Consider the following 21,484-nt stretch of genomic DNA (forward strand, 5'->3'; position numbering starts at 1 on the left):
TGTATCGCGAGTCTCAACGGATTTTCTCGAACGAGTGACGGGACAGGTGAGGGGACGGGTGGGGAACGGGCTCCGACCTCAGTCGATGACCGTGTAGCCCGCCTCGCGCAGGGCGTGGCCGACCTCGGCGCAGTGCACCGGGCCCTTCGTCTCCAGATGCAGCTCGACCTCCGCCTCCGTGAGCCCGAGCCTCGGATCGGTCCGGACGTGGCTCACATCGAGGACGTTAGCGTCGACCACTGACAACACCCCGAGAAGCGTCGCGAGGGCGCCCGGCCGGTCCGTCAGCCGCAGCGTCACGGCCAGGTAGCGGCCCTGCGCGGACATGCCGTGGCGCAGGATGCGGTTGAGCAGCAGCGGGTCGACGTTCCCGCCGGACAGCAGCGCGACGACCGGTCCCTCGAAGCCCTTCGGATCGCTCAGCAGCGCCGCGACCGGGCTGGCACCGGCCGGTTCGACGACCAGCTTGGCCCGCTCCAGGCACAGCAGCAGCGCGGCGGACAGCTCGTCCTCGCTGACCGTGCGGACCTCGTCCACCAGGTCGGCGACGATCCCGAACGGCACCTCGCCGGGGCACCCGACCTTGATGCCGTCGGCCATCGTCGCCGGGTTCTGGATCGCCACCGGTCGTCCGGCCGCCAGTGAGGGCGGGAACGCGGCCGCGCCCGCCGCCTGGACGCCCACGATCCGCACGTCGGGCCGCAGCGCCTTCACGGCTACCGCGACACCGGCCGCGAGTCCTCCGCCGCCGATCCCGACGACGATCGTGCGCACCTCGGGGCACTGGTCCAGGATCTCCAGGCCGACCGTGCCCTGGCCCGCGATGATGTCCGGGTGGTCGAAGGGGTGGATGAACACCGCGCCCGTCTCATGGGCGTACTCCTGCGCGGCGGCCAGCGTCTCGTCGACCACGTGGCCGTGCAGGCGCACCTCGGCGCCGTACTCCTTGGTGGCGCTGATCTTCGGCAGGGGCGCGCCCTTGGGCATGAACACCGTGGAGCGCACGCCCAGGAGTGCGGAGGCGAGGGCGACGCCCTGGGCGTGGTTGCCGGCGCTCGCGGCGACGACACCGGCGGCGCGCTCCTCGGGGAGCAGTCCGGCGATACGGACGTAGGCGCCGCGGAGTTTGAAGGAACCGGTCCGCTGGAGGTTCTCGCACTTGAAGTGCACCGGCGAGCCGACGAGCTGGGTGAGGTGCCTGCTGCCTTCCATCGCGGTCACCCGCGCCACGCCCGTGAGCATCTTCTGGGCGCCGCGCACATCGTCGAGGGTGACGGGTCGCAAGGAGTCAGCCGTGCTGTAGCTCATGACTCAAGCATCGCAGTTCACAGGCGCACGCCACGGCTGTGACCAACCTCCGAGACTGGTTTGCGCAGCGCCGGTACGGCCTGCCTTCCGGCCGCGTACCCTGTCCCCCAACCCAGCACCCCCTTCATGAAGCGAGCCCCCGGCCATGCCCACAACACCTGAAATGTCGATGGACATGACGACCGTCGGTGAACCCGGTCTCCTCGACACGCTGCAGCACGAGGTGGCGGTGTTCGCGCGCCGTGCCGAACAGACCCGGCTCGGCGGAGTCGGACAGGTGCGCAACTCCATGGACCGCGCCGCGTATCTGCTGCTCAACCGCCTGGACAAGGAAGGCCCGATGGGCGTCAAGGCGCTCGCCGCGAGCATGGGGATCGACTCCTCGACGGTCACCCGGCAGGTGGCGCCGCTCGTCGACACCGGGCTCGTCAAGCGCACCTCGCACCCCGAGGACGGCCGCGCGGTGGTGCTGCAACTGTCCCCGCGCGGGCAGTCGCGGCTGGAGGAAGTGCGGTCGTCCAGGCGTCAGTTGATGGACGAGCTGACACACGACTGGGCGCCGGAGGAGCGCGAGGTGTTCTGCGCGCTCCTCACACGCTTCAACAGCGCCCTCTCCGCGCGGATGGCGGTCCCGGGCACGGAGACGCCTTCGGCTTCCTGAAGGACGCGGATTCCTGAGGACTCCTGCAAGGGCGCGGGCACGCACGCGTGATGCCCGACTCCCGCCTTTCGTACCGAACTCTTGACCTCACGACGGCCCTGGCCTCAGATGAGACCGGGTCCTTCAAGCGGGAGGCTGCGCGGTGCGAGAACGGCAGGCGTTCCAAGGCGCCCGCCGGGCCCGGGAGTTCGAGGCGTTCGTCGCGGGCGCGGCAGGGCGGCTGCTGCATGCCGCCACGCTGCTGACCGCGGAGGCGCCGGACGACAACCCGCGCGCGCGGCGCCTGTTGACGCTGTCCCTGGCACACACGTACGCGAGCTGGGACCGGCTGCGCGGTGAGGACCCGTACGACCGCGCCCGCCAGTACCTGGCCACCCGCTTCGCCCGCGCGGCCTGGCACCAGTACGGCGGTCTCGGCCGGGGCCGCCCCCACCCCGACAGCCCGCTGGGCGCGCTCGTGCCCCAGGAGCGGCTGATCCTCGTCCTCAGGTTGTACGAGGGGGTCGCCGAGGAACAGGCCGCCGCGCTGCTCGGGCTGCCCACGGAGCGGGTCCGGACGATCTGCGAGCGGGCGACGGCGACGCTGCTGCATCCGCCGCGCGGTCCGGCCCCGAAGGTGGCCGGGGCCAAGGTGGTGCCGTCATGAGGCCCGGAAGGTCGTGGAGCGGGGGTACGCGCGCGTGAACAGGCCCGAGCGGGAGGCGGCCGTACGGCGGATCATGGAGCGGACTCCGCCGCAGGTGCCGCCGGAGCTGTACGCGGAGATCGTGCGGCGCGGCGGCCGGATGCTGCGCCACAGACGGGCCGCCCGGCGGCTGATGTGGGTGCTGCTGTGGTCGGCGGTCGTGGCGTTCACCGTGTGGGCGCTGATGGTGCATCCCTGGGTGGAGCCGCCGTCGGAGACGACTCCACCGCTGACGGGTTGGTGAGAGCGGCCGGGGACTAACCCAGGGCCTGCTGCAGGTCCTCCAGGAGGTCCTGCACGTTCTCGATGCCCACGGAGAGGCGTACGAGGTCGCCGGGGACCTCCAGGGCCGAGCCGACCACGGACGCGTGCGTCATGCGGCCCGGGTGCTCGATCAGGGACTCGACGCCGCCCAGGGACTCGCCGAGCGTGAACACCTTGGCGCGGTTGCAGACCTCGACGGCCGCCTCCTCGCCGCCCTCGACCTGGAAGGAGACCATGCCTCCGAAGGCCCGCATCTGCTTGGCGGCGACCTCGTGACCGGGGTGGTCCGGGAGGCCCGGGTAGAGAACGCGCGTCACGCGTGCGTGCCGGGTGAGCATGTCGGCGATCTTGGTGGCGTTCTCGCTGTGCCGGTCCATGCGCACCGACAGCGTCTTGGCGCCGCGCAGCACCAGCCAGGAGTCGAAGGGCCCGGCGACCGCGCCCATCGCGTTCTGGTGGTACGCCAGCTCGTCGCCGAGCGCCTCGTCCGCCGCGATCAGCGCGCCGCCGACCACGTCCGAGTGACCGCCCATGTACTTCGTCAGGGAGTGCACGACGACGTCCGCGCCGAGGGCCAGCGGCTGCTGGAGGTACGGCGTCGCGAAGGTGTTGTCGACGACGAGCTTCGCGCCCGCGTCCCGGGCGACCTGTGCGACGACCGCGATGTCGGTGATGCCGAGCAGCGGGTTCGAGGGGGTCTCGACCCAGACGACCTTCGTCTTCGGGGTGATGGCGGCCCGTACCGCCGCCGGGTCGCTGGTGTCTGCCACCGACCACTCGACGCCCCACCGGGAGACGACCTTCGCGAAGAGGCGGAACGTGCCGCCGTACGCGTCGTTCGGGATGACGACGTGGTCGCCGGGGCTCAGCAGCGTACGCAACAGGCAGTCCTCGGCCGCCAGTCCGGACGCGAACGCGAGGCCGCGGCGGCCGCCCTCCAGGGCGGCGAGGTTCTCTTCCAGGGCGGTCCTGGTGGGGTTGGCGCTACGGCTGTACTCGTAGCCGCCGCGCAGACCGCCGACGCCGTCCTGCTTGTAGGTCGAGACCTGGTAGATCGGCGGGACGACCGCGCCGGTCAGGGGATCGGCGGTGTTGCCCGCGTGGATCGCGAGGGTCTCGAAGTGCTGACTGATGTGCCTGTCGCTCATGAGCCCCGAGCGTAGTGCGCCTGCGGGGTGGACGACGATCCGGAGATTTTTCACAGGGCCGCGGGGGCCGGGCGGCGGAGGTTTTCCACAGGACTGGGAGGCGGGCCGACGGTGGTTTTCCACAGGGCGGTGGACCGGGTTCGCCAATTGTCGGACGCGTCTGGTTCGCTTGTGGCATGGAGATTCTCTGGGTCCTGATGGCGCTGGTCATGCTGGGCTTCGTGCTGGTCCCGTTCCTGCGGCGCAGGCGCGGGGCGATCGAGCAGGTCTCGCCGGGCCACCCGGACGCCGCGGACCCGGCGACCTACGGCTTCGTGCGCGAGGAGGAGCTGGACATCCGCATGCCCGGCCCCGACCAGGACCTGCTGGACGTCCTCGACCTGGTGCAGCGCACGCAGGACTACCGCGCGGCGATGCAGTTGCTGGCCGGCACGGACATCGCGGGTGAGCTGCGCTGGCAGCGTGTGCAGGCCTTCGCGGGTGCCGCGTCGCTGGAGCTGCAGCAGCGGCCCGGCGGGGTCAGCGAGACGCCGGGCGGGCAGTGGCTGCGGGTGTGGCGGCTCGAGCACCCGAAGGACGCGGGCGGCGCGGCCGTGCACGCGGAGTTCCTGGTGCAGCAGGCGTGGCGTACGTCGACGCGGGGGAGCGACGAGTTCCGGATCATCATGGAGGAGGCGCGGGACGCCTGTGGACAGGCCGCGCTCCTCTCCCCCGGTGACCCGGTCCCGTACATCGTCGAGCTGTCGGTGGCCCGCGGACTGACGTATCCGCAGCCGGAGTTCGAGCAGCTGTGGCTGAAGATCCTGGACCGCGCGCCGGCGCACATGGGGGCACATCTGGCTGCGCTGCACTACTGGTGCGAGAAGTGGCACGGGTCGCGCGAGCTGGCGAACTCGTTCGCGGAGGCGGCCGCCGCGCGTGCCCCGCAGGGCTCCCTGCTCGCCGCGATGCCGCTCTTCGCGGTCTTCGAGCACCTGCCCGAGGTGAACCTGGTCAACAGCTTCTACCAGAGCGAGGTCGTGGAGAAGGCGATCCACGGCGCGCTCTTCGCCGTCCACGCGGCCCGCCCCGACGACCCGATGCTGGCGCACGTCCGCCATCTCCTGGTCTTCTTCCTGGTCCGCGCGGAACGCTGGTCCGAGGCGATGAACCAGCTCATACACATCGACGGCCATGTCGGGGCGCTTCCCTGGACCCTGTCCCCGGACCCGGCGGCGGAGTTCGCGGTGTACCGGGCGCTGGCCGTGGCCGGGTACGAGGCGAACGGCGGAAGTCCGGCGAGCCTGCCGCACTGAGCGCCGGGTGCGGGGCCGAGTGCCGGGTGCCGGGTGCCGGGTGCCGGGGTGGTCGTACACGAAGCGGGTCGTGCTCGGCAGGACGGCGGAATTCCCGGCGGGGCTCGCCCGTTCAGCAGGTGCGGACCCTCGTTGTGGCCCGATTGGAGATCGTATGTTCCTGCACAGCCGTACGCCCCAACTGCCCACTCCCGAACAGGCTTTGCAGGGCCGGCCGGAGCCGGTGTACACGGTCCCCGATCGCCACACGGTGCTCGGCGGCCCGTTGCTCGGTCCGTACCCGGAGCACTTGCAGGTCGCCGACTTCGCTATGGGGTGCTTCTGGGGTGCGGAGCGCACGTTCTGGCGGTTGCCGGTGGGTGTGTGGACGACGTTGGTCGGTTACCAGGGCGGGTACACGGTGAACCCCACGTACGAGGAGGTCTGTTCGGGCCTGACCGGGCACACGGAGGTGGTCCGTGTCGTCCACGACCCGAAGCTGATCTCGTACGAGACGCTGCTGAAGACGTTCTGGGAGTCGCACAACCCGACCCAGGGCTTCCGCCAGGGCAACGACGTGGGCACGCAGTACCGTTCGGCGATCTACACCCACACCCCCGAGCAGGCAGCCGCGGCGGAAGCCTCCCGCGTGGCCTACCAGCGGGTCCTCACGGGGGCGCGCTACGGCACGATCAGCACGGAGATACTCCCGGCCGAGGGGCGGGTGTTCTATCCGGCCGAGGGGTACCACCAGCAGTACCTCGACAAGAATCCGGCGGGCTACTGCGGGATCGGCGGGACGGGGGTCAAGCTGGGTGACTCGTTCGAGACGAACTGGGGGGCGTCTTGCCCGACGGGTCTCACGCCGGCTCCCACGGATGATTGATCGCTTGCCTGGACACACTGTTCGGTCGCAGGTCCGTCGGGTAACGCGGTGCGCGGAGCCGGCCGCCTAGAAGGCGCCAGCGCGCAGGTGCTGCGTGAGGTTCTCAAGGATCTCGCGCAGCCACGGGCTGCCGCTGGCCGGCAGCCGGACCAGCGTGTGCTGGAAGGCTCCCGAATCGGCCCGGAACAGATAACCGGGGCGCGGCGTGGGCGGGTTGTCGCGGAGGACGCCGTGGGGCATGCCGCCCGACGCGGGGTTGGGCAGGCCCGGCTCGGGAGAGGCCAGCCACAGCCAGACCCCGTACGGCAGCGGTACCGCGTATGCCGGGCCGGTGTGGGTCCAGGTCTCCCCCGTCTGCGGGTGGTCCGGCACGAGGAGTATGTCGGCGTCCGCGTCAGGGACGGGCAGCCCCGGTCCGGCGAGGACGGCGCGCCGCGCGGGCAGGCCCCCGGGCAACAAGGCGTCGAGGGCTCGTTGGAACACCTCGCTGATCAGGCCGTCCGGGACGGTCACGGACCGGCCTTCCGAGGCCACCAGCAGGTGGGCAAGCGCCCGTCCGGCCGCCGCCTCCCACCGCGGGCTCCACGACCACCAGTGGTTCGAACCCGCCCGGGATCCCCACCTGGTGATCGGCTCGAACGGGGGTGTGCCCTTCCCCTCCACCGCCAACTCCCCCCATGGGAGCGGTGCGTCGTCGGCGTCGACGAGGAGGCGGCGCACGGCGTTCGGGGCAAGCCACACCGCCTGCCAGAGCGAGCAGTCGTCGATCCGGCTCGCCACGGCCAGGCCACACGACTCGCAGGCCATGTTGGGGCCGTCCGCCCCGTCGAGGCCGCAGCAGTAGCCGCCGCCCCGCTCAGGGACCAACAGGGTGCCTCGGGCGTCCCCGGGTGAGATGACTGTCGCGCCGGGGGCGCCGTCGGACAGGGCGTGGACCGGCGCGTAGACGCCGCGGGCTGCCGCCTCGTCCGGATCGATGTCCTTCCACGCCCGCCACGGCGGTCCCCAGGGCTCAGGATCCACGGCGAACGTGCCCGACTCCATGAGCACCGGGAGCTGAATCCCGTTCCCGTACTTCTGATGGGCATGAGGCGGCAGGGCGACCTGGGACAAGGGGGCGGTGAGTCTGGCGTCACACCCGGCACACACGAAGACGAACAAATGCCCTCCGCTTGAGAAACAGGTGCATCCTCACAGCTCGACGGCGACCGGCCAACCCGTTTTTCATCTCTCTCGGGGCGTGACTACTGGCTCCGCTTCGCAGAGCGTCCAGGACGAACGGGCTACGCGCCTCAGGCTTCGTCGGCTCCGGTAACCGATGGACCGACGAACACCGCCAAGTAGCGAAACTCTCCGCCTGCTCCGCCCTGCTCGGAGTACGTCTCCCATTCGAGAGGGTATGCACCTCGCAGACTGCATGTGTTCGGCTCGTAGGTTCCCTCGGCCCAGAGCAGGGTCCCGGTGAGTTCCCGCCCGTGATGAATGCGGAAGTCGTGATCCCGAGTACGGCGGCGGCCGGGGTCCGGTGGAGTCCACAGGGACGCCTCGTTGGTCAGCATGAGGGCGAGACCGTTCTGGTCGCGCCGCCGGCAGAAGCGCTCCAGCCTCGCTATGTCCCGGACGAAGTGAAGGCGAGCGAGGTCAGTGGCGCCATGCGCCTTCAGCGCGTAGTCCTCGGCCGGAGTACCGGTCGTGCCCGTCCAGCTTCGGGTGAAGTACTTGAATTCGATCGCGGTACGGCTCTCAGGACCGAGGCACAGAAGGTCCAGGTATTCGGTCCTGCCCGCCACGCGCTGCGGCACCTCAAGCCTGGAGTGCACGTCCGACGCCAACTCCCAGAGCACCCGGGCAAAACTGTGCTGAAGGTCGGCTTCCGAGTGGAAGACCGGCCTCTGCTGACAGAGCTTCGCCATGACGTCGTCGAGCAAGGCGCGTTCAGCGATGACGGCCGTGCGGTCCGTCGGAGCCGTGGTCACGGCTCCATTGAAGTCCTTCCACACCTCAACTCTCAAGCTCCGCAGTGCCCTTCGGTCTCCCCCGACCAGGCGGAGAAGGCAACTCCGCCGAAGGGACGCTGTTGGTGCTTCCGAGCGGCGAAGCGCAATCGGAAACACGGCACGGCGGTTGACGGACGTGACAACGTGCAGCGCTCAGCCGTGGGCACGCCCCCGAACCTCACAGTGAGAAGCCGTAGGCCCCGGCGCCGTACGTCACCGCGGCGGTCGTGCCGTCGGCGAGGACTCCGGTGATCCGGAAGTACGTCGTGTCGCCGTGGACCAACGGCACGTAGGTCTTGAAGAGGGGGCCCTTGGAGCTCGCGATCTTGCTCACTCGTTCGTAGGTGTGGGTGGTCGGGTTCCACTTGTCCAGGTGGTACTCGGTGATCGTGCCGCAGAGGGTCTCGTCGTCGCAGGTCCACTGGACGTAGCCGAGGGTGCCCACGGTGGCGGGGTTGGTGATGGTGAGCGGGCCGGTGTTCTCGCCGCGGGCTTCGTCGGGCCTGTTGTCGGGTTCGGTGATCGTGACCGTGGTGGCGTCGGCCCAGGGAATGTGGTTGTCCCAGCGGTCGAGCGCCGCGACGAAGAAGGTCACCGTCTCGCCGTCCAGGGGGCCCGCGCACAGCAGCGCGTTCGGTACGTCCCGGTCCGGGAACGTCGACCCGGCGTCGCTGCACCCGGTGCTGTCGTAGTGGATGCTGCCGTCGGGCCGCTGGACGACGCGGGCGGCGACGTAGCGCAGGCCGCTCTCGGCGGGGGCGTCCCAGCTCAGCACGATGCCGTCCGCACGCGGGGTCGCGGTCAGGCCGGTGAGCGCGGGCGGGGGGACGCTGTCGGGGGTCACCGTGACCGGGTCCGACATCGGGGAGACGTTGCCGGCGGCGTCGGTGACCACGGCGGCGTAGGTGTAGGTGGTGCCGTCGAACGCCGGCAGTGCGTCCGTGTAGGTGTCGATCGACGGTGAGGCCGCCGTCACCGTGGCGAGGAGTTCGGGGTCGTCGCCGAGGGTGTCGCCGGTGGAGCGGTAGAGCTTGAGGGTGCCGCCGGTGCGCAGCTCGTTCAGGGTGCCTTCGCTGGGCTGGTACCAGCTGACGTTGAGGGAGCTGACCGTCCCCGACTTGTGGGACACGGCGAGGACGGGGGCCGTCGGAACGATCGTGTCGGGCGGGGTGACCGTCAGGACGGGGGTCCGCTCGGACCCGTTCCCCACGCGGTCGGTGGCCTGGACGACGTACTGGCGGGGCCTGCCGTCGGTTGCCACGTCGGGGTCGGTCCAGGTGGTCTTGTTGGTCGGCCCCATGGAGATCCAGCCGCCGTCCGCGACCTGTCGGTAGACCTGGTACGGGTAAGCGGCGAGGTCCATCTCCTTGTTGGGCGCCCAGGTGACGGTGGCGGAGCCGGCGGCCTCGTCGTACGCCACCTTCGTCCCGGTGGGTGCGAGCGGGGCGACGTCGTCCGGGCCCGAACCGCCGGGCGTGTAGGCGAACTTGACGGCGGCGGAGCCGGTCCAGTTGACGTAGTCGACGCGCAGGGTGTGCGTGCCCTGGGGGACGGTCAGGGTGACGGTCTTGGAGACGGTGGCGGTGCCGTTCTTCCACAGGTCGATCTCGCGTACGCCGTCCAGGTAGACGCGGATGCCGTCCTGGCCGGAGGCGGTGAACGTGAAGGGGCCGCCGGAGCCGAAGTCGCGGGTGATCTGCCAGCGGACGCCGAAGTTGTCCTTGCCGACGCCGGAGACACCGGGCGAGTTGGCGCCCCAGTTCTCGCTGATCGTGGTGTCGGTGTCGGTGCGCTTGGGGGTGCCGGTGAGGGTGGTGTTGGCGAAGTACTGGCGCAGGTAGGTCGGGTTGCCTGTGACCGAGACGTCGGCCGTTCCGGCGGAGGTGTTGCCCGACCTGTCGACCGCGCGGACCTCGTAGAGGTGGGTGGTCGTGCCGGCGGTGGTGTCGGTGAAGGTGGTGCCGGTGACCGTGGCGAGGGGGCTGCCGAAGGAGGCCTGGTCGGGGGTGCGGCGGTAGACGCGGTAACCGGCCACGTCCATCTCCTTGTTGGCCGACCAGCGCAGGAGGTTCCGCTTGGCGCCGGCGTCGCGCGCGATCGCCAGGCCGGTCGGTGTGAGAGGCGCGACCCGGTCCACGGTGGCTCCGGTGCGCGGGGTGTAGCCGAACTTGACGGCCGCGGAACCGGTCCAGTTGACGTAGTCGACGCGCAGGGTGTGCGTGCCCTGCGGGACGGTCAGGTTGACGGTCTTGGAGACGGTGCTGGAGCCGTTCTTCCACAGGTCGATCTCGCGTACGCCGTCGAGGTAGACGCGGATGCCGTCCTGCCCGGACGCGGCGAACGCGAAAGGCCCCCCGGAGCCGAAGTCGCGGGTCACGGTCCAGCGGACGCCGAAGTTGTCCTTGCCGACGCCGGTCACGCCTGGCGCGTTGGCGCCCCAGTTCTCGCTGATCGCCGTATCGCAGTCCGTGCGCTTCGCCGCACCCGAGAAGGCGGTGTTCGCGAAGACCTGCCGAGTGTAGGTGTTCGTCGTGCAGGCCGCCGCCGACGCCGGCGAGGTGGCCACCGCGGCGAGACCGCCCGTCAGCACGGTCACCACCGCGGTCGCGGCGGCCAGACGGGATCTTCCGACACTGCTCACTGAGTCCCCTTTTGGACACGTGGCTGCCCCGCAGGCAGTCCTACCGGGAAGAGGGATTCATGAGAGCAGCCTGTGGTTGTACGGCAAAACGGTTTCTTGTCGCTTTCGATGACAGGGCGTCGGCCGACCGCGTCGATTTGCGCCGCTTCGCCTCGACTGCGGCCGACGGACCCGCCGGTTCGCGACAGCCGAGGCCGCGTCGGCTGCGACAGCCAGGGCTCCTCGCCCGGCTGTTGCCACAGGAACCCCCATATCCTGTCGGAGACGAACTTATTGCCCACCTACGGGGATGACGGTTTGCTTCACTCACCAGCCGGCCGCGACCGATGGGTCATACGGCAGCGCAGGCCCGCCGGGACCGGAGTGTCCCGCCCGACCGTCGTAGCGCCGTCCGATGGCTGACGGCTCCGCGCCCACCGCGCAGCAGGCGTTCACCGCGCTGATGCGCGCACGGATCGCTCCCGGGCTGCGCGCGCTCGGCTTCAAGGGTTCGGGGCAGACGTACGAACTCCCCCATCTCGAGACCTGGGCCCTCATCGGCTTCCAGAAGTCCGCGCACAACACCGCGGGGCAGGTCGAGTTCACCCTCAACATCACCGTGGCCGACAAACTCGGGTGGGCCCAGGCCCGCAGACGCGAGCCGCACCTCCCCGCCCGCCCCAGCCCCAACACCGTCTACGGCCCCGACGCCTGGCACAGCCGCATAGGCCGCCTCCTCCCCGCGAACCGCGACACCTGGTGGACCATCTCACCCACGACCGACCCCGAGCCGGTTGCCCGCGGGGTCATCAGCGCGGTGACGGAGTACGCGCTGCCGGCGATCCGGGAGCGGCGGCGTTCGTGAAGTACCGGGCTGGGCGGCCGAGTTGCTGAGCCGGCAGGCGAGTGGTGCTGGGGCCGGGCAACTGAACGGCCGTCGAAAACCGGTGGCTTCATGAACCGCCCGGCCCCCACCCTGTACGCCATGGAAGAACCGCAGCGCGGAATCCGTGCGGTCCACTCGGAGTCCACGGTCACCGTCTACCAGGCGTACGCCCCGGAGATCGGCCTGCCCGCCGCCCGCGAGGGCCGCTTCCCGGCTGCGTGGAAGCGGGACCGGATGACATGGATCAAGCCGTCGTTCCTGTGGATGATGTACCGCTGCGGCTGGGGTACGAAGGCAGGCCAGGAGACAGTCCTCGCTGTCGAGATCACGCGGGACGGCTTCGAGTGGGCGCTGCGGCACGCGTGTCTGTCGAGTTACGTCAGGGGGGTGCACCCCGACCGAGCCGCCTGGCAGCGTCAGTTGAAGCGTGCGCCCGCTCGGGTGCAGTGGGATCCCGAGCGGGATCTGCGCCTACGGCCGCTGCCCCACCGTGCGCTGCAGCTCGGGCTGTCCGGTGAGGCCGTGCGCCGCTACGCCGACGAGTGGACGGTCGCCATCCGCGACGTGACACCGCTCGCCCACGAGATCCGGGCCCTCGTCAGCGGCGGCGACCCGGACTCCGCCGCCCAACTCCTGCCCCGGGAACGCCCCTACCCACTGGGCGACGAACTCCTCGCCCACCTGCGGGGATGACGGATGGGCACCGGCGACGACGTACCGACACCGCTCGCGGCGCTGTGGCGGGAGCGGCGGCCTGCGGGTCCGCCCGTCGCCCACACGTTCCGCGGTACGTATGCGGACCGCTGGGTGCGGTTTCACAGTCTTCCCGGCTCGAAGCGGTACCCGGAGGGGGAGGACGAGTACGCGATCGTGCTGCACCGGTACAACACCGTCCTCGACGAGTTGTTCGCCGGCACAGAGGTGTTCGTGGTGACCGTGGACTGGTCGGACACCCCGACCGGGCCCGCCCCCCACCCGGAACCGCGCCGGACGCTGCACCCCGGCGGCGTCCCCTGGTGGACCGAGTCGGACGAGGACGACCCCGACCCGGAGTTCCACACCCACACCCGCTTCTACGCCGACCGGCGCCCCTGGCGACACGGCCGCGTCGACGAACTGCTGCGCGCCGTGGCGGACGACGCGCTCGCCGGAGTGTTCGTCACCGACACCGGCCTTCAGCGCGTCCACCACCCCTACGACGGTGGCGCCGACGTCATCCTCACCACGTCCGCGGAACGGGACCGCCTGCGCGCGAAGCACGCCGACTGGCTGTCCGTCTGGCCGTCGGGCCTCTGACGGAACAACCGGTGACTGCGCCGGTGCCGCTACGCTCCCCTGTCGTGCAGCAGACGCGTCTCGACACCGGTCGGATCCGGGCCGCCCGCCGGGTGATCGACCCGGTGTTTCTCGGCACTCCGTTGTATCGCTGCGAGGCGTTGGAGCCCGGTCTCGGGTGTGCGGTGAGCATCAAGCTCGAGACGGCGAACCCGGTGCGCAGTTTCAAGGGGCGTGGCACCGAGGTGGTCGCGAGTCTGCTCGCCGAGCACGGTCCGCGGGCCGTGGTGTGCGCGAGCGCGGGCAACCTCGGCCAGGCCCTCGCCTGGTCCGGCCGTGGCCGGGGGCTCGACGTGACCGTCGTGGCGTCACGGTTCGCGACGACGGCCAAGCTGGATCGCATCCGTGCGTTGGGCGCCGGGCTGGAACTGGTGGACGGCGACCACGAGTTGGCGCGCGAGCGGGCGGCCGCCATCGCGCGGTACGACGGCATCCGGCTGGTCGAGGACAGCCTCGACCTCGAGACCTGCGAGGGCGCGGCGACCATCGGCCTGGAACTGGTGGAAGCGCGGGAAGGAGCGAACCCGGGAGCACAGGCGAAACGGGCCGACCTCACCGACCAGGCCGACCAGGCCGACCAGGCCCAACTAGCCGAACAGGCCCAACTGCCAGTCCCCGCCCCGCCGTTCGACGCCGTCCTGATCGCTCTCGGTGGCGGAGCCCTGGCCACCGGCGTCGGTCATGTGCTGAAGGCCCTCGCGCCCGGTGTCGAGGTGATCTGCGTCCAGCCGCTGGGCGCACCGGCGTTGACCCGCTCGTGGCACGAGCGGCGCGTCGTCACCACCGACTCGACCGACACCATCGCCGACGGCGTCGCCGGGCGGTGTCCCATCCCAGCCGTCCTGGACGATCTCCTCCTGGTCGCCGACGACGCCGTACTCGTCCAGGAGGCGTCGATCATCGCCGGGATGCGCATGCTCCTCGACCACGCCGGCCTCGTCGTCGAACCGTCGGCCGCGCTCGGCATCGCGGCGATTTTGGAAGACCGCGACCGTTTCGCGGGCCGACATGTGGTCACAGTCGTGTGCGGCAGCAACGTCGACGGGGACGCCTATCGCCGCTGGGTCGGCGCGGTGGCCCTCCCCCACAGCGTCTGACCCCGTTACTCAGAGGGCGTCGTGAAAGGGTGCGGCGTGATCCATTCCCTGCGCTTTTTCTTCGAGGCCGGCGTAGACGTTCCGTTGTGGCCTGACGACATGGACAGCCCTTACGGCTATCCCTGCGAGCTGGAGCGCCTGCCGATCACCCCGGCCCTCCAGGCCGAGCTGGCGCGGCTGAGCGAGTGGTACCAGTCGTCGATCGACTGGGACTGTCCGCCGGACCCGTCCCCGTGGTCGGACGAGGAACTGCAGCTGTTCACCCAGCAGTCGGACACCGCGCTGGAGGCGCTCCGCAGCGAACTGGGCGCGGGCTGGACCGTCCGGGACCAACGCCTCGTGTGACAGGCCGCGCGTCCATCCTCCGTATCCCCCGGAGTTCAGGACCTGACTCGTCCACACAGGCCCCGACCCCGCCAAAACGCCATGTGTCAAGCATTTCGGCCTCGTTCAGAATGACCGGCGGCCGCGCCCTCCCCGCCCTACGATCCCGCACATGCTGATTCGTCGCGCACTACGGATGATCATCGTGCTCGCCGTGGCTCTCGCCGGAGCGATCGGGGGTGGGGTGGGAACGGCACAGGCCGAGGGGAACCGGGGCTCGGGTGGCTCGTACGATCGGCAGCTGCTGTTCTACAACCACTCCTTCGGCGTCTTCGACCGGGTCACCGCCGACGCCATCGAACACTCCGACTACCTGCGGGAGTTCGCCAACTTCCAGGTCCGCACCACGACGGGCTCCGGCGGGCAGGTCTGGACCGGCCGCTATCTGATGGGCCGCGAGACCTACCTGGAACTGCTCGGGATCGGTGACGTCCCCGGCCAGGACGGCACCCTCGGCGCCGCCGGACTGGGCCTCTCGGTCGAGCACGCGGGAGACCTGGCGACGGTCAAGGAGCGGCTGAAGGACGAGGGGGTCACACCCGTCGACTTCCTCCAGACCAAGGACTTCGGTGACGGTGTGCCCGTGCCGTGGTTCGACGCCGTCCTCACGACCGAGGAGTACGACGCCTTCGACGCCTGGGGGATGGAGTACCGGCCGGAGTACTTCGCCGACCCGCGCAGTAACACCGAACCGGCGAGTTTCCCCGGTGACGTCGGCCGGGAGCGCTACCTCTCCGACGACTACCGCACCCACCTCATGCGGGACGTGACCGCCGTCCGGATCGCGGTCACCCCGGGCGACCTCGCCGACACCGTGCCGCTGCTGCGGGCCGGCGGGTTCAGCGTCCGGACCGTGACGGGCGGCGGGGTCGTCGCGGAGGGCGGCGGCACCGCGATCCGGTTCGACGTCGTACCGCGCGAGCAAGCGGGGTACGAGCAGGTCGACATGTCACTCAACCGGCCCGTGAAGGACCGGCACGTGGAGCGGATCGGCAACTCCACCCTCACCGTCGGCCCCGGCAGCCACGCGGTGTGGACGTTCGCCAAGAACGGCACGGCCACCCGCTAGACAGCAGTGTGCGCCCCCTTCCGTCGCAGGAAGCGGGCGCACACTGTCGTACGTCAGCCCTCCGTGCGGGCCGGCAGCTTCCACCCCGGCCGCGGGAAGTGGCAGGTGTAGCCGTCCGGGTACCGCTGGAGGTAGTCCTGGTGCTCGGGCTCGGCCTCCCAGAAGGGGCCGACCGGCTCCACCTCGGTGACGACCTTGCCGGGCCACAGGCCCGACGCGTCCACGTCCGCGATCGTGTCCTCGGCGACGCGCTTCTGCTCGTCGTCGACGTAGTAGATCGCCGAGCGGTAGCTGAGGCCGATGTCGTTGCCCTGGCGGTTCTTGGTGCTCGGGTCGTGGATCTGGAAGAAGAACTCCAGGAGCGCGCGGTAGTCGGTCCGCTCCGGGTCGTAGAGGATCTCGATGGCCTCCGCGTGCGTGCCGTGGTTACGGTACGTCGCGTTCGGCACGTCCCCGCCGGTGTAGCCGACCCGGGTCGCCGTCACGCCCGGAAGCCGGCGGACCAGCTCCTCCATCCCCCAGAAGCATCCGCCCGCCAGTACGGCCCTCTGCGTCTGCGCAGCCATTGCGACCCTCCAATTTCCGTCAGCTCGATCACTGGGTCAGTTCGGTCACTCGGCTCGTCGGTCACCGGCATCCTTCACCCAGTGTGCTCAACGCACGAGGGGTCCGCGCGATTCCTCGACCGACCTGCTCGTACGCGCTGCTCCGGCGCCCGGAAGCCGCCGATCCGCTCCTCCAGCAGTTCGGCCAGCCGCAGCGGGGTCCGGTCCTCGAACATCGGGCCGACGATCTGCACCCCGACCGGCAGCCCCTCGGGCGACCGCCCCGCCGGTACGGCCGTGGCGGGCAGCCCGGGCATGGTGGCCAGCCCGGCCCAGACCAGCTGGTCGAAGTACGGGTGCGCCACGCCGTCGATGTCGAGCCGGCGGGCCAGCGGATCGGGGTCGTGGTCGTGCGGGAACGTGGGCGTGGGAGTCACGGGACACACCACGGCGTCGAACGCGCCGAAGAGCCGCCGCCAGCCGTGCCGGTGCAGCTCGCGCCGGTTGTTCACCTCCGTCCAGTCCCGGTGACTGAGCACCATGCCGCGCAGCCGTGCCGCGTCGAGGCTCCGGTCGTCCGGGCTCAGTCCGGCGGCGCGGGTGCGCAGGTGCTCGTACTCCTCGACGGGGAAGCGTGCGACGGAGCCCGAGAACAGCAACTGCGTGTAGAGCAGGGCGGCTTCGGCCAGGTCGGGCAGCAGCGGACTGTGCCGTTCGACGCGGGCACCGGCGTCGGCGAGCGCGTCGGCCACCCGGTGCACGCCCGCCCGCACCGCGGACCCGGTCGGGATGAACGGATGGTCGTCGAGGACCAGGACCCGGAAGTCGCCGAGCCGCTCGTGGCGCGCGGGCGGCAGCGTCACGTCGTAGGCCAGACCGCGGGTCAGCGGGTCCGGGCCGGTCATGACGTCGAGGAGGAGGGTGAGGTCGCGGGCGGTGCGTGCCATCGGGCCGACGACGGCGAGGTCGGGTTCGACCGGGAGCGCCGGCGCGTCCGGCGGGACCATGCCGCGCGTGGCCGCCAGCCCGAGGGTCGGCTTGTGTGCGTAGACACCGCAGAAGTGCGCGGGGGTGCGCAGCGAACCGGCGAGGTCGGACCCGATGGACAGCGCGCCGAACCCGGACGCCAGGGCCGCCGCCGATCCGCCGGAGGATCCGCCCGGCGTACGGCCGTGGTCCCAGGGGTTGTTGGTGGTGCCGTAGATCTCGTTGAAGCTCTGGATGTCCTGCAGGCCGAACGGCACGTTGGTCTTGCCGAGGACCACCGCGCCCGCGGCCCTGAGCCGTGCCACCTGCACCGCGTCCTCGGCGGGGACGTACGTCCGGTGCGCGGGCATGCCCCAGGTCGTGGGCAGTCCGGCGATGTCGTACGACTCCTTGACCGTCACCGGGATGCCGAGCAGCGGGCGGTCCTCGCCGCGGGCGCGGGCCTCGTCGGCGGCGCGGGCGGCGGTCCGGGCGCGGTCGAAGTCCGGTACGCAGACCGCGTTGATCTCTTTGTCGTGCCGCTCGATGCGGGTGATCGCCTCGTCGGTCAGTTCCGCCGAGGACACGTCACCGGCGCGCAGGGCGGTGGCGAGTTCTTCGGCGGTCGGGGGATTCCATGAGTTCCGCTCCATGGATCCGACCGTAACGACCATGGGGAGGAGCCACGAAATACCGTTTCGCGCAACGGAGTTGGCGCCTCGCGTGCCGTCGTCAGCCGCTCTGCGACAGGCCTTCGACGCTGTCCTTCATGAGGGCCGAGTACTGCGCGGACATCTTGTCGACGTAGGTCTGGAGGTTGAACTGGCGCTCGACGTGTCTGCGCCCTTCCTGGCCGAGGCGGCGGGAGAGGTCCGGGTCCAGGAGCAACGTCCGTACGCGGTCGCTCAGTTGGCCGAGGTCTCCGGGTGTCACCACGTATCCGGTCCGGCCGTGGACGACGGTCTCCGGCAGGCCCCCGGTCGCCGTGACGACGACGGGGCGTCCGGCGGACATCGCCTCCAGGGGCGCGAGCCCCAGCGGCTCCGGGTAGTCCGAGGGGTAGACGACGACGTGCGAGCGGGCGTAGAGGCCGGGCATCTTCTCCTTGGGCGCCGGTACCAGGTCCACGTGGGACCGCAGCCGCAGGTCGTCGATCAGCCGGTTGAGCCGGACGAGGAAGCCCTGTTGCTCCTCGTGCCAGTCCACGACCTCGTGCGGGCTGGTCAGGACGAGGCGGACGGGCAGCCCGCTCTGTCTGAGCGCGCCGATCATGCGGACCGCCAGCTCGGCGCCCTTGTCCGGGATGAGGCGGGCCGGCAGGAGGACGGTACGGGGACCGTCGTCCCGGGCCGGCGGCAGATCGCGGAACCGGCTGGTGGCGATGCCCAGATAGACGCGGCGGGCGCGGATGCCGAGGTGCGTCCGGCAGGCGAACGCGAGGTACTCCGAGACCACGAAGTGGCCGTCCCAGGAACCGCAGAACTGGGCGGTCCACGGGTCCTCGGGCCAGATGCTGTGGTACGTGTGCAGCAGCGGGGTACCCGTGCGTTCCCTGAGCCGGCTGAGCGCCAGGGCCGGTACCGGGGAGAAGTGGTGCAGGTTGTGGCCGTGCACGAGCTGGATCCCGTGGCTGTCCACCACCCGCGCGAGCCACGCGTACAGTTCGGCGGCCTGGCGCTCCTCGGCCGGCGTCACCCATCTCCGACCGCCTCGCGTCCCGCCCGGGGTGCCGGCGCGGTACTCGGTCAGCCGTAACAGGCGGTGGCTGAGGATCTCGACCTGGTCGACCGGCTGCGGCCGGGGCTCGCCGGTCAGCAGGGTCACCCGGTGTCCCCGCCGCGCCAACGAGGCGGCGTAGTCGGCCAGATGGGACTCGACGCCGCCGACCGTGGGCGGAAAGGCCCAGTGCACGAGGGCTATGGAACGCCGGATGTCCGCCCGCCCGCCACGTACCACGTGTCTCCCTCTCCTCGGGGACCGCTCTGCCTCAGGTCGTGCAGGAACCTCCGGCGTCGATGCGCCACTCCTCGTCGTCGATGCCCCGTACCTCCGTGCCGCCGTGGAGGTCCACGCTCACGTCGACGGATCGCTCGCCGAGCCTCAACCCCCGCACAGCGTAAGGTGAATGCAGACCCATGCGTGAGGGCGCGATCGGCCGTAGCGTCAGCCGCCGGTCGGGGACGTCGGCGTCCACCCGGAGCATCGCGGAGCAGAGCAGCGCCGCCGAGGCGGCCGCCCAGGCCTGCGGCCGGCAGGAGGGCGGATACGGCGCCGGCCGGCCGAAGCGGGAGTTCGGGTAGACCGCGTAGAGCTCGGGCAACCGGTAGTCGAAGTGCCGGGCCGCGTCGAGCATCCCGCCGAGCAGGGTGGCGGCCTCGTCGACGAATCCCGTGGCGGCGAGCCCGTGCACGGCGATCGCGGAGTCGTGCGCCCAGACCGATCCGCCGTGATAGCTGAACGGATTGAATCCGGCCAGGTCCGCGGAACGGGTGCGGATCCCCCAGGGTGTCCGCAGCCCGTCGGACATCAGCGCCTCGGCCACCGACCGGTGTTCCTCCTCCCCTTGCAGGAGGCCGGAGTTCAACAGGTGCCCCATGTTGGAGGTCCGGCCGGTGACGGGACGTCCGCCGCCGTCGACGGCGATGGCCGGATAGCGCCGTCCGTCCGGCTCCTCGACCCAGAAGGACCGCTGGAAGGCGGTACGCAGACGGGTCGCCCGCTCCGCCCACAGCTCGGCCTGCTCCTTCTCGTCCTCGACCGCGGTGAGGAGTTCGGCGAAGCCTACGGCGGCCCGGTAGGCGTACCCCTGCACCTCGCACAGGGCGATGGGCGGGTCGACGCGGCGTCCCTCGGCGTCGCGGACCGCGTCGGGCGAGTCCTTCCAGCCCTGGTGCAGAAGGCCGTCGGCCCTGCCCCTGCCGTAGCTGATCAGGCCGTCGGGGCCCAGGGTGTCCGCGACCCACCCCATCGCCGCCCGGGCGTGCGGCATGAGGTGCCTCACCTCGTCCTCGGCGAGACCCCACTTCCAGGCCTCGTGCAGCAGGACGACGAAGAGCGGGGTCGCGTCCACCGACGCGTAGTAGCGCGCGGGGAGCACCAGGCCGTCGCCGTGCCGGGTCTCCGTCGGCCGCAGCTCGTGCAGGATCCGGCCGGGGGCCTCGTCCGTGAACGCGTCGCGCCGCGTTCCCTGACGGCCGGCCAGGGCCCGGAGCGTGCCGCGGGCGAGGCCGGTTCCGAACGGCAGCATCATGCGGGCCGCCCAGATGCTGTCCCGGCCGAACAGGCCGAGGAACCACGGGCATCCGGCGGCCACGAACTGGCTCTCGGCCTCGTCGGCGGCACCGCTCGGCTCGGCCAGCCGCAACGCCTCCAGGTCGGCCAGCCCCCGGGTGAGCAGGGCGGCCATGTGCTCGTGCCCGGTCACCTCGACCCGCCCCCACGGCGCGGGCCGCCGGGGCGGTACCGGGTAGCCCGCCACCGTCGTGGTCTTGCCCTGCACGAGCAGTCGTACGGACCACTCCTCGCCCGGCTTCAGCAGCAGCTCCCAGCGGAACTCCGCGCGGCCCGGCCGGTGGTCGTCGAGGGTGATCTTCGGTTCGGGGCCGCCGTCGTGCGGCGGAACGGGCTCGGCCCGCAGGACGACCTCGCTGTTGTCGTGCGGACAGTGCCAGCGCACCGCCGGAACGATGCCCTCCGCCTGTTCGCAGGGGATGTCGGCGGCCGGGAACCCCGCCTTGATCGTGGCCACGTCGGCGAGGTCGGTGGCGGCCAGCACCGAGACCGTGAACCGTGCCGCGTCGGGTCCGACGTTCTGCAGCCGGACGACGTCACCCGACTCCGCGACGTCCGGACGCGTGACCGTGCGGTCCCGGGCGACCAGCAGCCAGGGCGCGGCGGTCGGGTCCTCGGACGACCTGCACATCGCCTGGAAGAACGCCTCCCGGGAGCCCTCGGGGCGATGGGCGACGTGCTCGGGTTCCTGGTCGTCGACGAGCAGCCGCAGCGTGTGCAGGAGCCGGCGGTCCTGGTCGTAGAAGCCGTCGACCCCGCTGCCCCGCAGCTGTCCGTCCCGGGGCGACAGCGCGAACGACGGCGCGGCCAGGCAGACCACCGAGTCGTCCAGGAACGGCTGACGGCCCGGCGGGAGGGAGGCGGAGTCGATCACTGGTGGCACCTTTCCACAACGCTGCGAGGCCGGCTGCGCCGGTGCCGGCTCGGCCCGTCGAGCATGCGTCGCATCCTCCCGAAACGGCGAGGGAGAACGTCCGGAAAAACACCTGAGACAGCCATTTGATGGTGATTCACGATAACGGCTCGCCGACGCGACAGCCATCATGCGGCGCGGCGGCGGGCGTTCGC

At 71.0% G+C, this 21,484-nt stretch carries 20 protein-coding genes; 11 read left to right on the plus strand and 9 right to left on the minus strand.

The window, feature by feature from the left end; translation table 11 throughout:
* Positions 1–78 precede the first annotated feature (78 nt).
* A complete protein-coding gene (gene ilvA / locus OO69_RS36720; protein ID WP_033285242.1) occupies positions 79–1,308 on the minus strand; it encodes a threonine ammonia-lyase in 1,230 nt (409 codons plus the stop codon).
* Between the two features lie 163 nt (positions 1,309–1,471).
* Here ilvA and OO69_RS36725 point away from each other — a divergent pair, with 163 nt between their 5' ends.
* The 3 genes from OO69_RS36725 (at position 1,472) to OO69_RS36735 (ending at position 2,898) form a co-directional block, all read left to right on the plus strand.
* Positions 1,472–1,969 (plus strand): MarR family winged helix-turn-helix transcriptional regulator, encoded by a 498-nt coding sequence (locus OO69_RS36725; protein ID WP_033285243.1) that lies wholly within the window; start codon positions 1,472–1,474, stop codon positions 1,967–1,969.
* Between the two features lie 142 nt (positions 1,970–2,111).
* On the plus strand, positions 2,112–2,615 hold the full coding sequence (locus tag OO69_RS36730; RefSeq protein WP_033285244.1) for a sigma factor-like helix-turn-helix DNA-binding protein: 504 nt from the start codon (positions 2,112–2,114) through the stop codon (positions 2,613–2,615).
* 34 nt (positions 2,616–2,649) lie between these two features.
* Positions 2,650–2,898, plus strand: coding sequence for a membrane protein (locus tag OO69_RS36735; protein WP_033285276.1), 249 nt, complete (start codon positions 2,650–2,652; stop codon positions 2,896–2,898).
* A 13-nt stretch (positions 2,899–2,911) separates the two neighbouring features.
* Here the strand turns inward: OO69_RS36735 and OO69_RS36740 are convergent, their stop codons facing one another.
* Positions 2,912–4,066 (minus strand): cystathionine gamma-synthase, encoded by a 1,155-nt coding sequence (locus tag OO69_RS36740; RefSeq protein ID WP_033285245.1) that lies wholly within the window; start codon positions 4,064–4,066, stop codon positions 2,912–2,914.
* A 176-nt stretch (positions 4,067–4,242) separates the two neighbouring features.
* Between OO69_RS36740 and OO69_RS36745 the strand changes: the two genes are divergently transcribed.
* Both OO69_RS36745 and msrA (OO69_RS36750) read left to right on the plus strand, forming a co-directional pair.
* Complete coding sequence (locus tag OO69_RS36745; protein WP_033285246.1) at positions 4,243–5,361, plus strand: hypothetical protein; 1,119 nt, start codon at positions 4,243–4,245, stop codon at positions 5,359–5,361.
* A gap of 154 nt (positions 5,362–5,515) precedes the next feature.
* Positions 5,516–6,226: a peptide-methionine (S)-S-oxide reductase MsrA gene (msrA, locus tag OO69_RS36750; protein ID WP_033285247.1), complete on the plus strand. Its 711-nt coding sequence runs from the start codon at positions 5,516–5,518 to the stop codon at positions 6,224–6,226.
* A 66-nt stretch (positions 6,227–6,292) separates the two neighbouring features.
* Here msrA (OO69_RS36750) and OO69_RS36755 read toward each other — a convergent pair whose 3' ends face one another.
* The 3 genes from OO69_RS36755 to OO69_RS49600 all read right to left on the minus strand — a co-directional run bounded on the left by OO69_RS36755 (position 6,293) and on the right by OO69_RS49600 (position 10,864).
* Positions 6,293–7,387, minus strand: a complete 1,095-nt coding sequence (locus tag OO69_RS36755; protein WP_033285248.1) for a hypothetical protein — start codon at positions 7,385–7,387, stop codon at positions 6,293–6,295.
* Between the two features lie 131 nt (positions 7,388–7,518).
* A complete protein-coding gene (locus OO69_RS36760) occupies positions 7,519–8,202 on the minus strand; it encodes a hypothetical protein (RefSeq protein ID WP_234444624.1) in 684 nt (227 codons plus the stop codon).
* 199 nt (positions 8,203–8,401) lie between these two features.
* On the minus strand, positions 8,402–10,864 hold the full coding sequence (locus tag OO69_RS49600) for a PA14 domain-containing protein (protein WP_051801473.1): 2,463 nt from the start codon (positions 10,862–10,864) through the stop codon (positions 8,402–8,404).
* A 394-nt stretch (positions 10,865–11,258) separates the two neighbouring features.
* On the opposite strand from OO69_RS49600, the gene OO69_RS36775 reads away from it, so the two are divergent.
* The 6 genes from OO69_RS36775 to OO69_RS36800 all read left to right on the plus strand — a co-directional run bounded on the left by OO69_RS36775 (position 11,259) and on the right by OO69_RS36800 (position 15,614).
* A complete protein-coding gene (locus OO69_RS36775; RefSeq protein WP_033285249.1) occupies positions 11,259–11,708 on the plus strand; it encodes a DUF4304 domain-containing protein in 450 nt (149 codons plus the stop codon).
* Between the two features lie 120 nt (positions 11,709–11,828).
* Positions 11,829–12,422: a DUF4291 domain-containing protein gene (locus OO69_RS36780; RefSeq protein WP_033285280.1), complete on the plus strand. Its 594-nt coding sequence runs from the start codon at positions 11,829–11,831 to the stop codon at positions 12,420–12,422.
* Positions 12,423–12,425: 3 nt separating this feature from the next.
* A complete protein-coding gene (locus OO69_RS36785) occupies positions 12,426–13,025 on the plus strand; it encodes a DUF3885 domain-containing protein (protein ID WP_234444625.1) in 600 nt (199 codons plus the stop codon).
* 44 nt (positions 13,026–13,069) lie between these two features.
* Complete coding sequence (locus OO69_RS36790) at positions 13,070–14,161, plus strand: threonine ammonia-lyase (protein ID WP_033285250.1); 1,092 nt, start codon at positions 13,070–13,072, stop codon at positions 14,159–14,161.
* A gap of 99 nt (positions 14,162–14,260) precedes the next feature.
* Entirely contained in the window at positions 14,261–14,506 is a 246-nt protein-coding gene (locus OO69_RS36795; protein WP_234444626.1) for a hypothetical protein, read from the plus strand.
* Positions 14,507–14,681: 175 nt separating this feature from the next.
* Positions 14,682–15,614, plus strand: coding sequence for a DUF5829 family protein (locus tag OO69_RS36800; protein ID WP_033285252.1), 933 nt, complete (start codon positions 14,682–14,684; stop codon positions 15,612–15,614).
* A 53-nt stretch (positions 15,615–15,667) separates the two neighbouring features.
* Here the strand turns inward: OO69_RS36800 and msrA (OO69_RS36805) are convergent, their stop codons facing one another.
* The 4 genes from msrA (OO69_RS36805) to OO69_RS36820 all read right to left on the minus strand — a co-directional run bounded on the left by msrA (OO69_RS36805) (position 15,668) and on the right by OO69_RS36820 (position 21,290).
* The gene (gene msrA, locus OO69_RS36805) at positions 15,668–16,180 is read right to left on the minus strand and encodes a peptide-methionine (S)-S-oxide reductase MsrA (protein ID WP_033285253.1); all 513 of its coding nucleotides are present in this window, start codon (positions 16,178–16,180) and stop codon (positions 15,668–15,670) included.
* Between the two features lie 74 nt (positions 16,181–16,254).
* The gene (locus OO69_RS36810) at positions 16,255–17,778 is read right to left on the minus strand and encodes an amidase (protein WP_078652731.1); all 1,524 of its coding nucleotides are present in this window, start codon (positions 17,776–17,778) and stop codon (positions 16,255–16,257) included.
* 79 nt (positions 17,779–17,857) lie between these two features.
* The gene (locus OO69_RS36815; protein WP_234444627.1) at positions 17,858–19,081 is read right to left on the minus strand and encodes a glycosyltransferase family 4 protein; all 1,224 of its coding nucleotides are present in this window, start codon (positions 19,079–19,081) and stop codon (positions 17,858–17,860) included.
* Positions 19,082–19,112: 31 nt separating this feature from the next.
* The gene (locus tag OO69_RS36820; protein WP_033285254.1) at positions 19,113–21,290 is read right to left on the minus strand and encodes a glycogen debranching N-terminal domain-containing protein; all 2,178 of its coding nucleotides are present in this window, start codon (positions 21,288–21,290) and stop codon (positions 19,113–19,115) included.
* Positions 21,291–21,484: the final 194 nt, after the last annotated feature.

Origin of the sequence: Streptomyces sp. NRRL F-525, from assembly GCF_000716605.1 — a bacterium.
Taxonomy (GTDB): Bacteria; Actinomycetota; Actinomycetes; order Streptomycetales; family Streptomycetaceae; genus Streptomyces.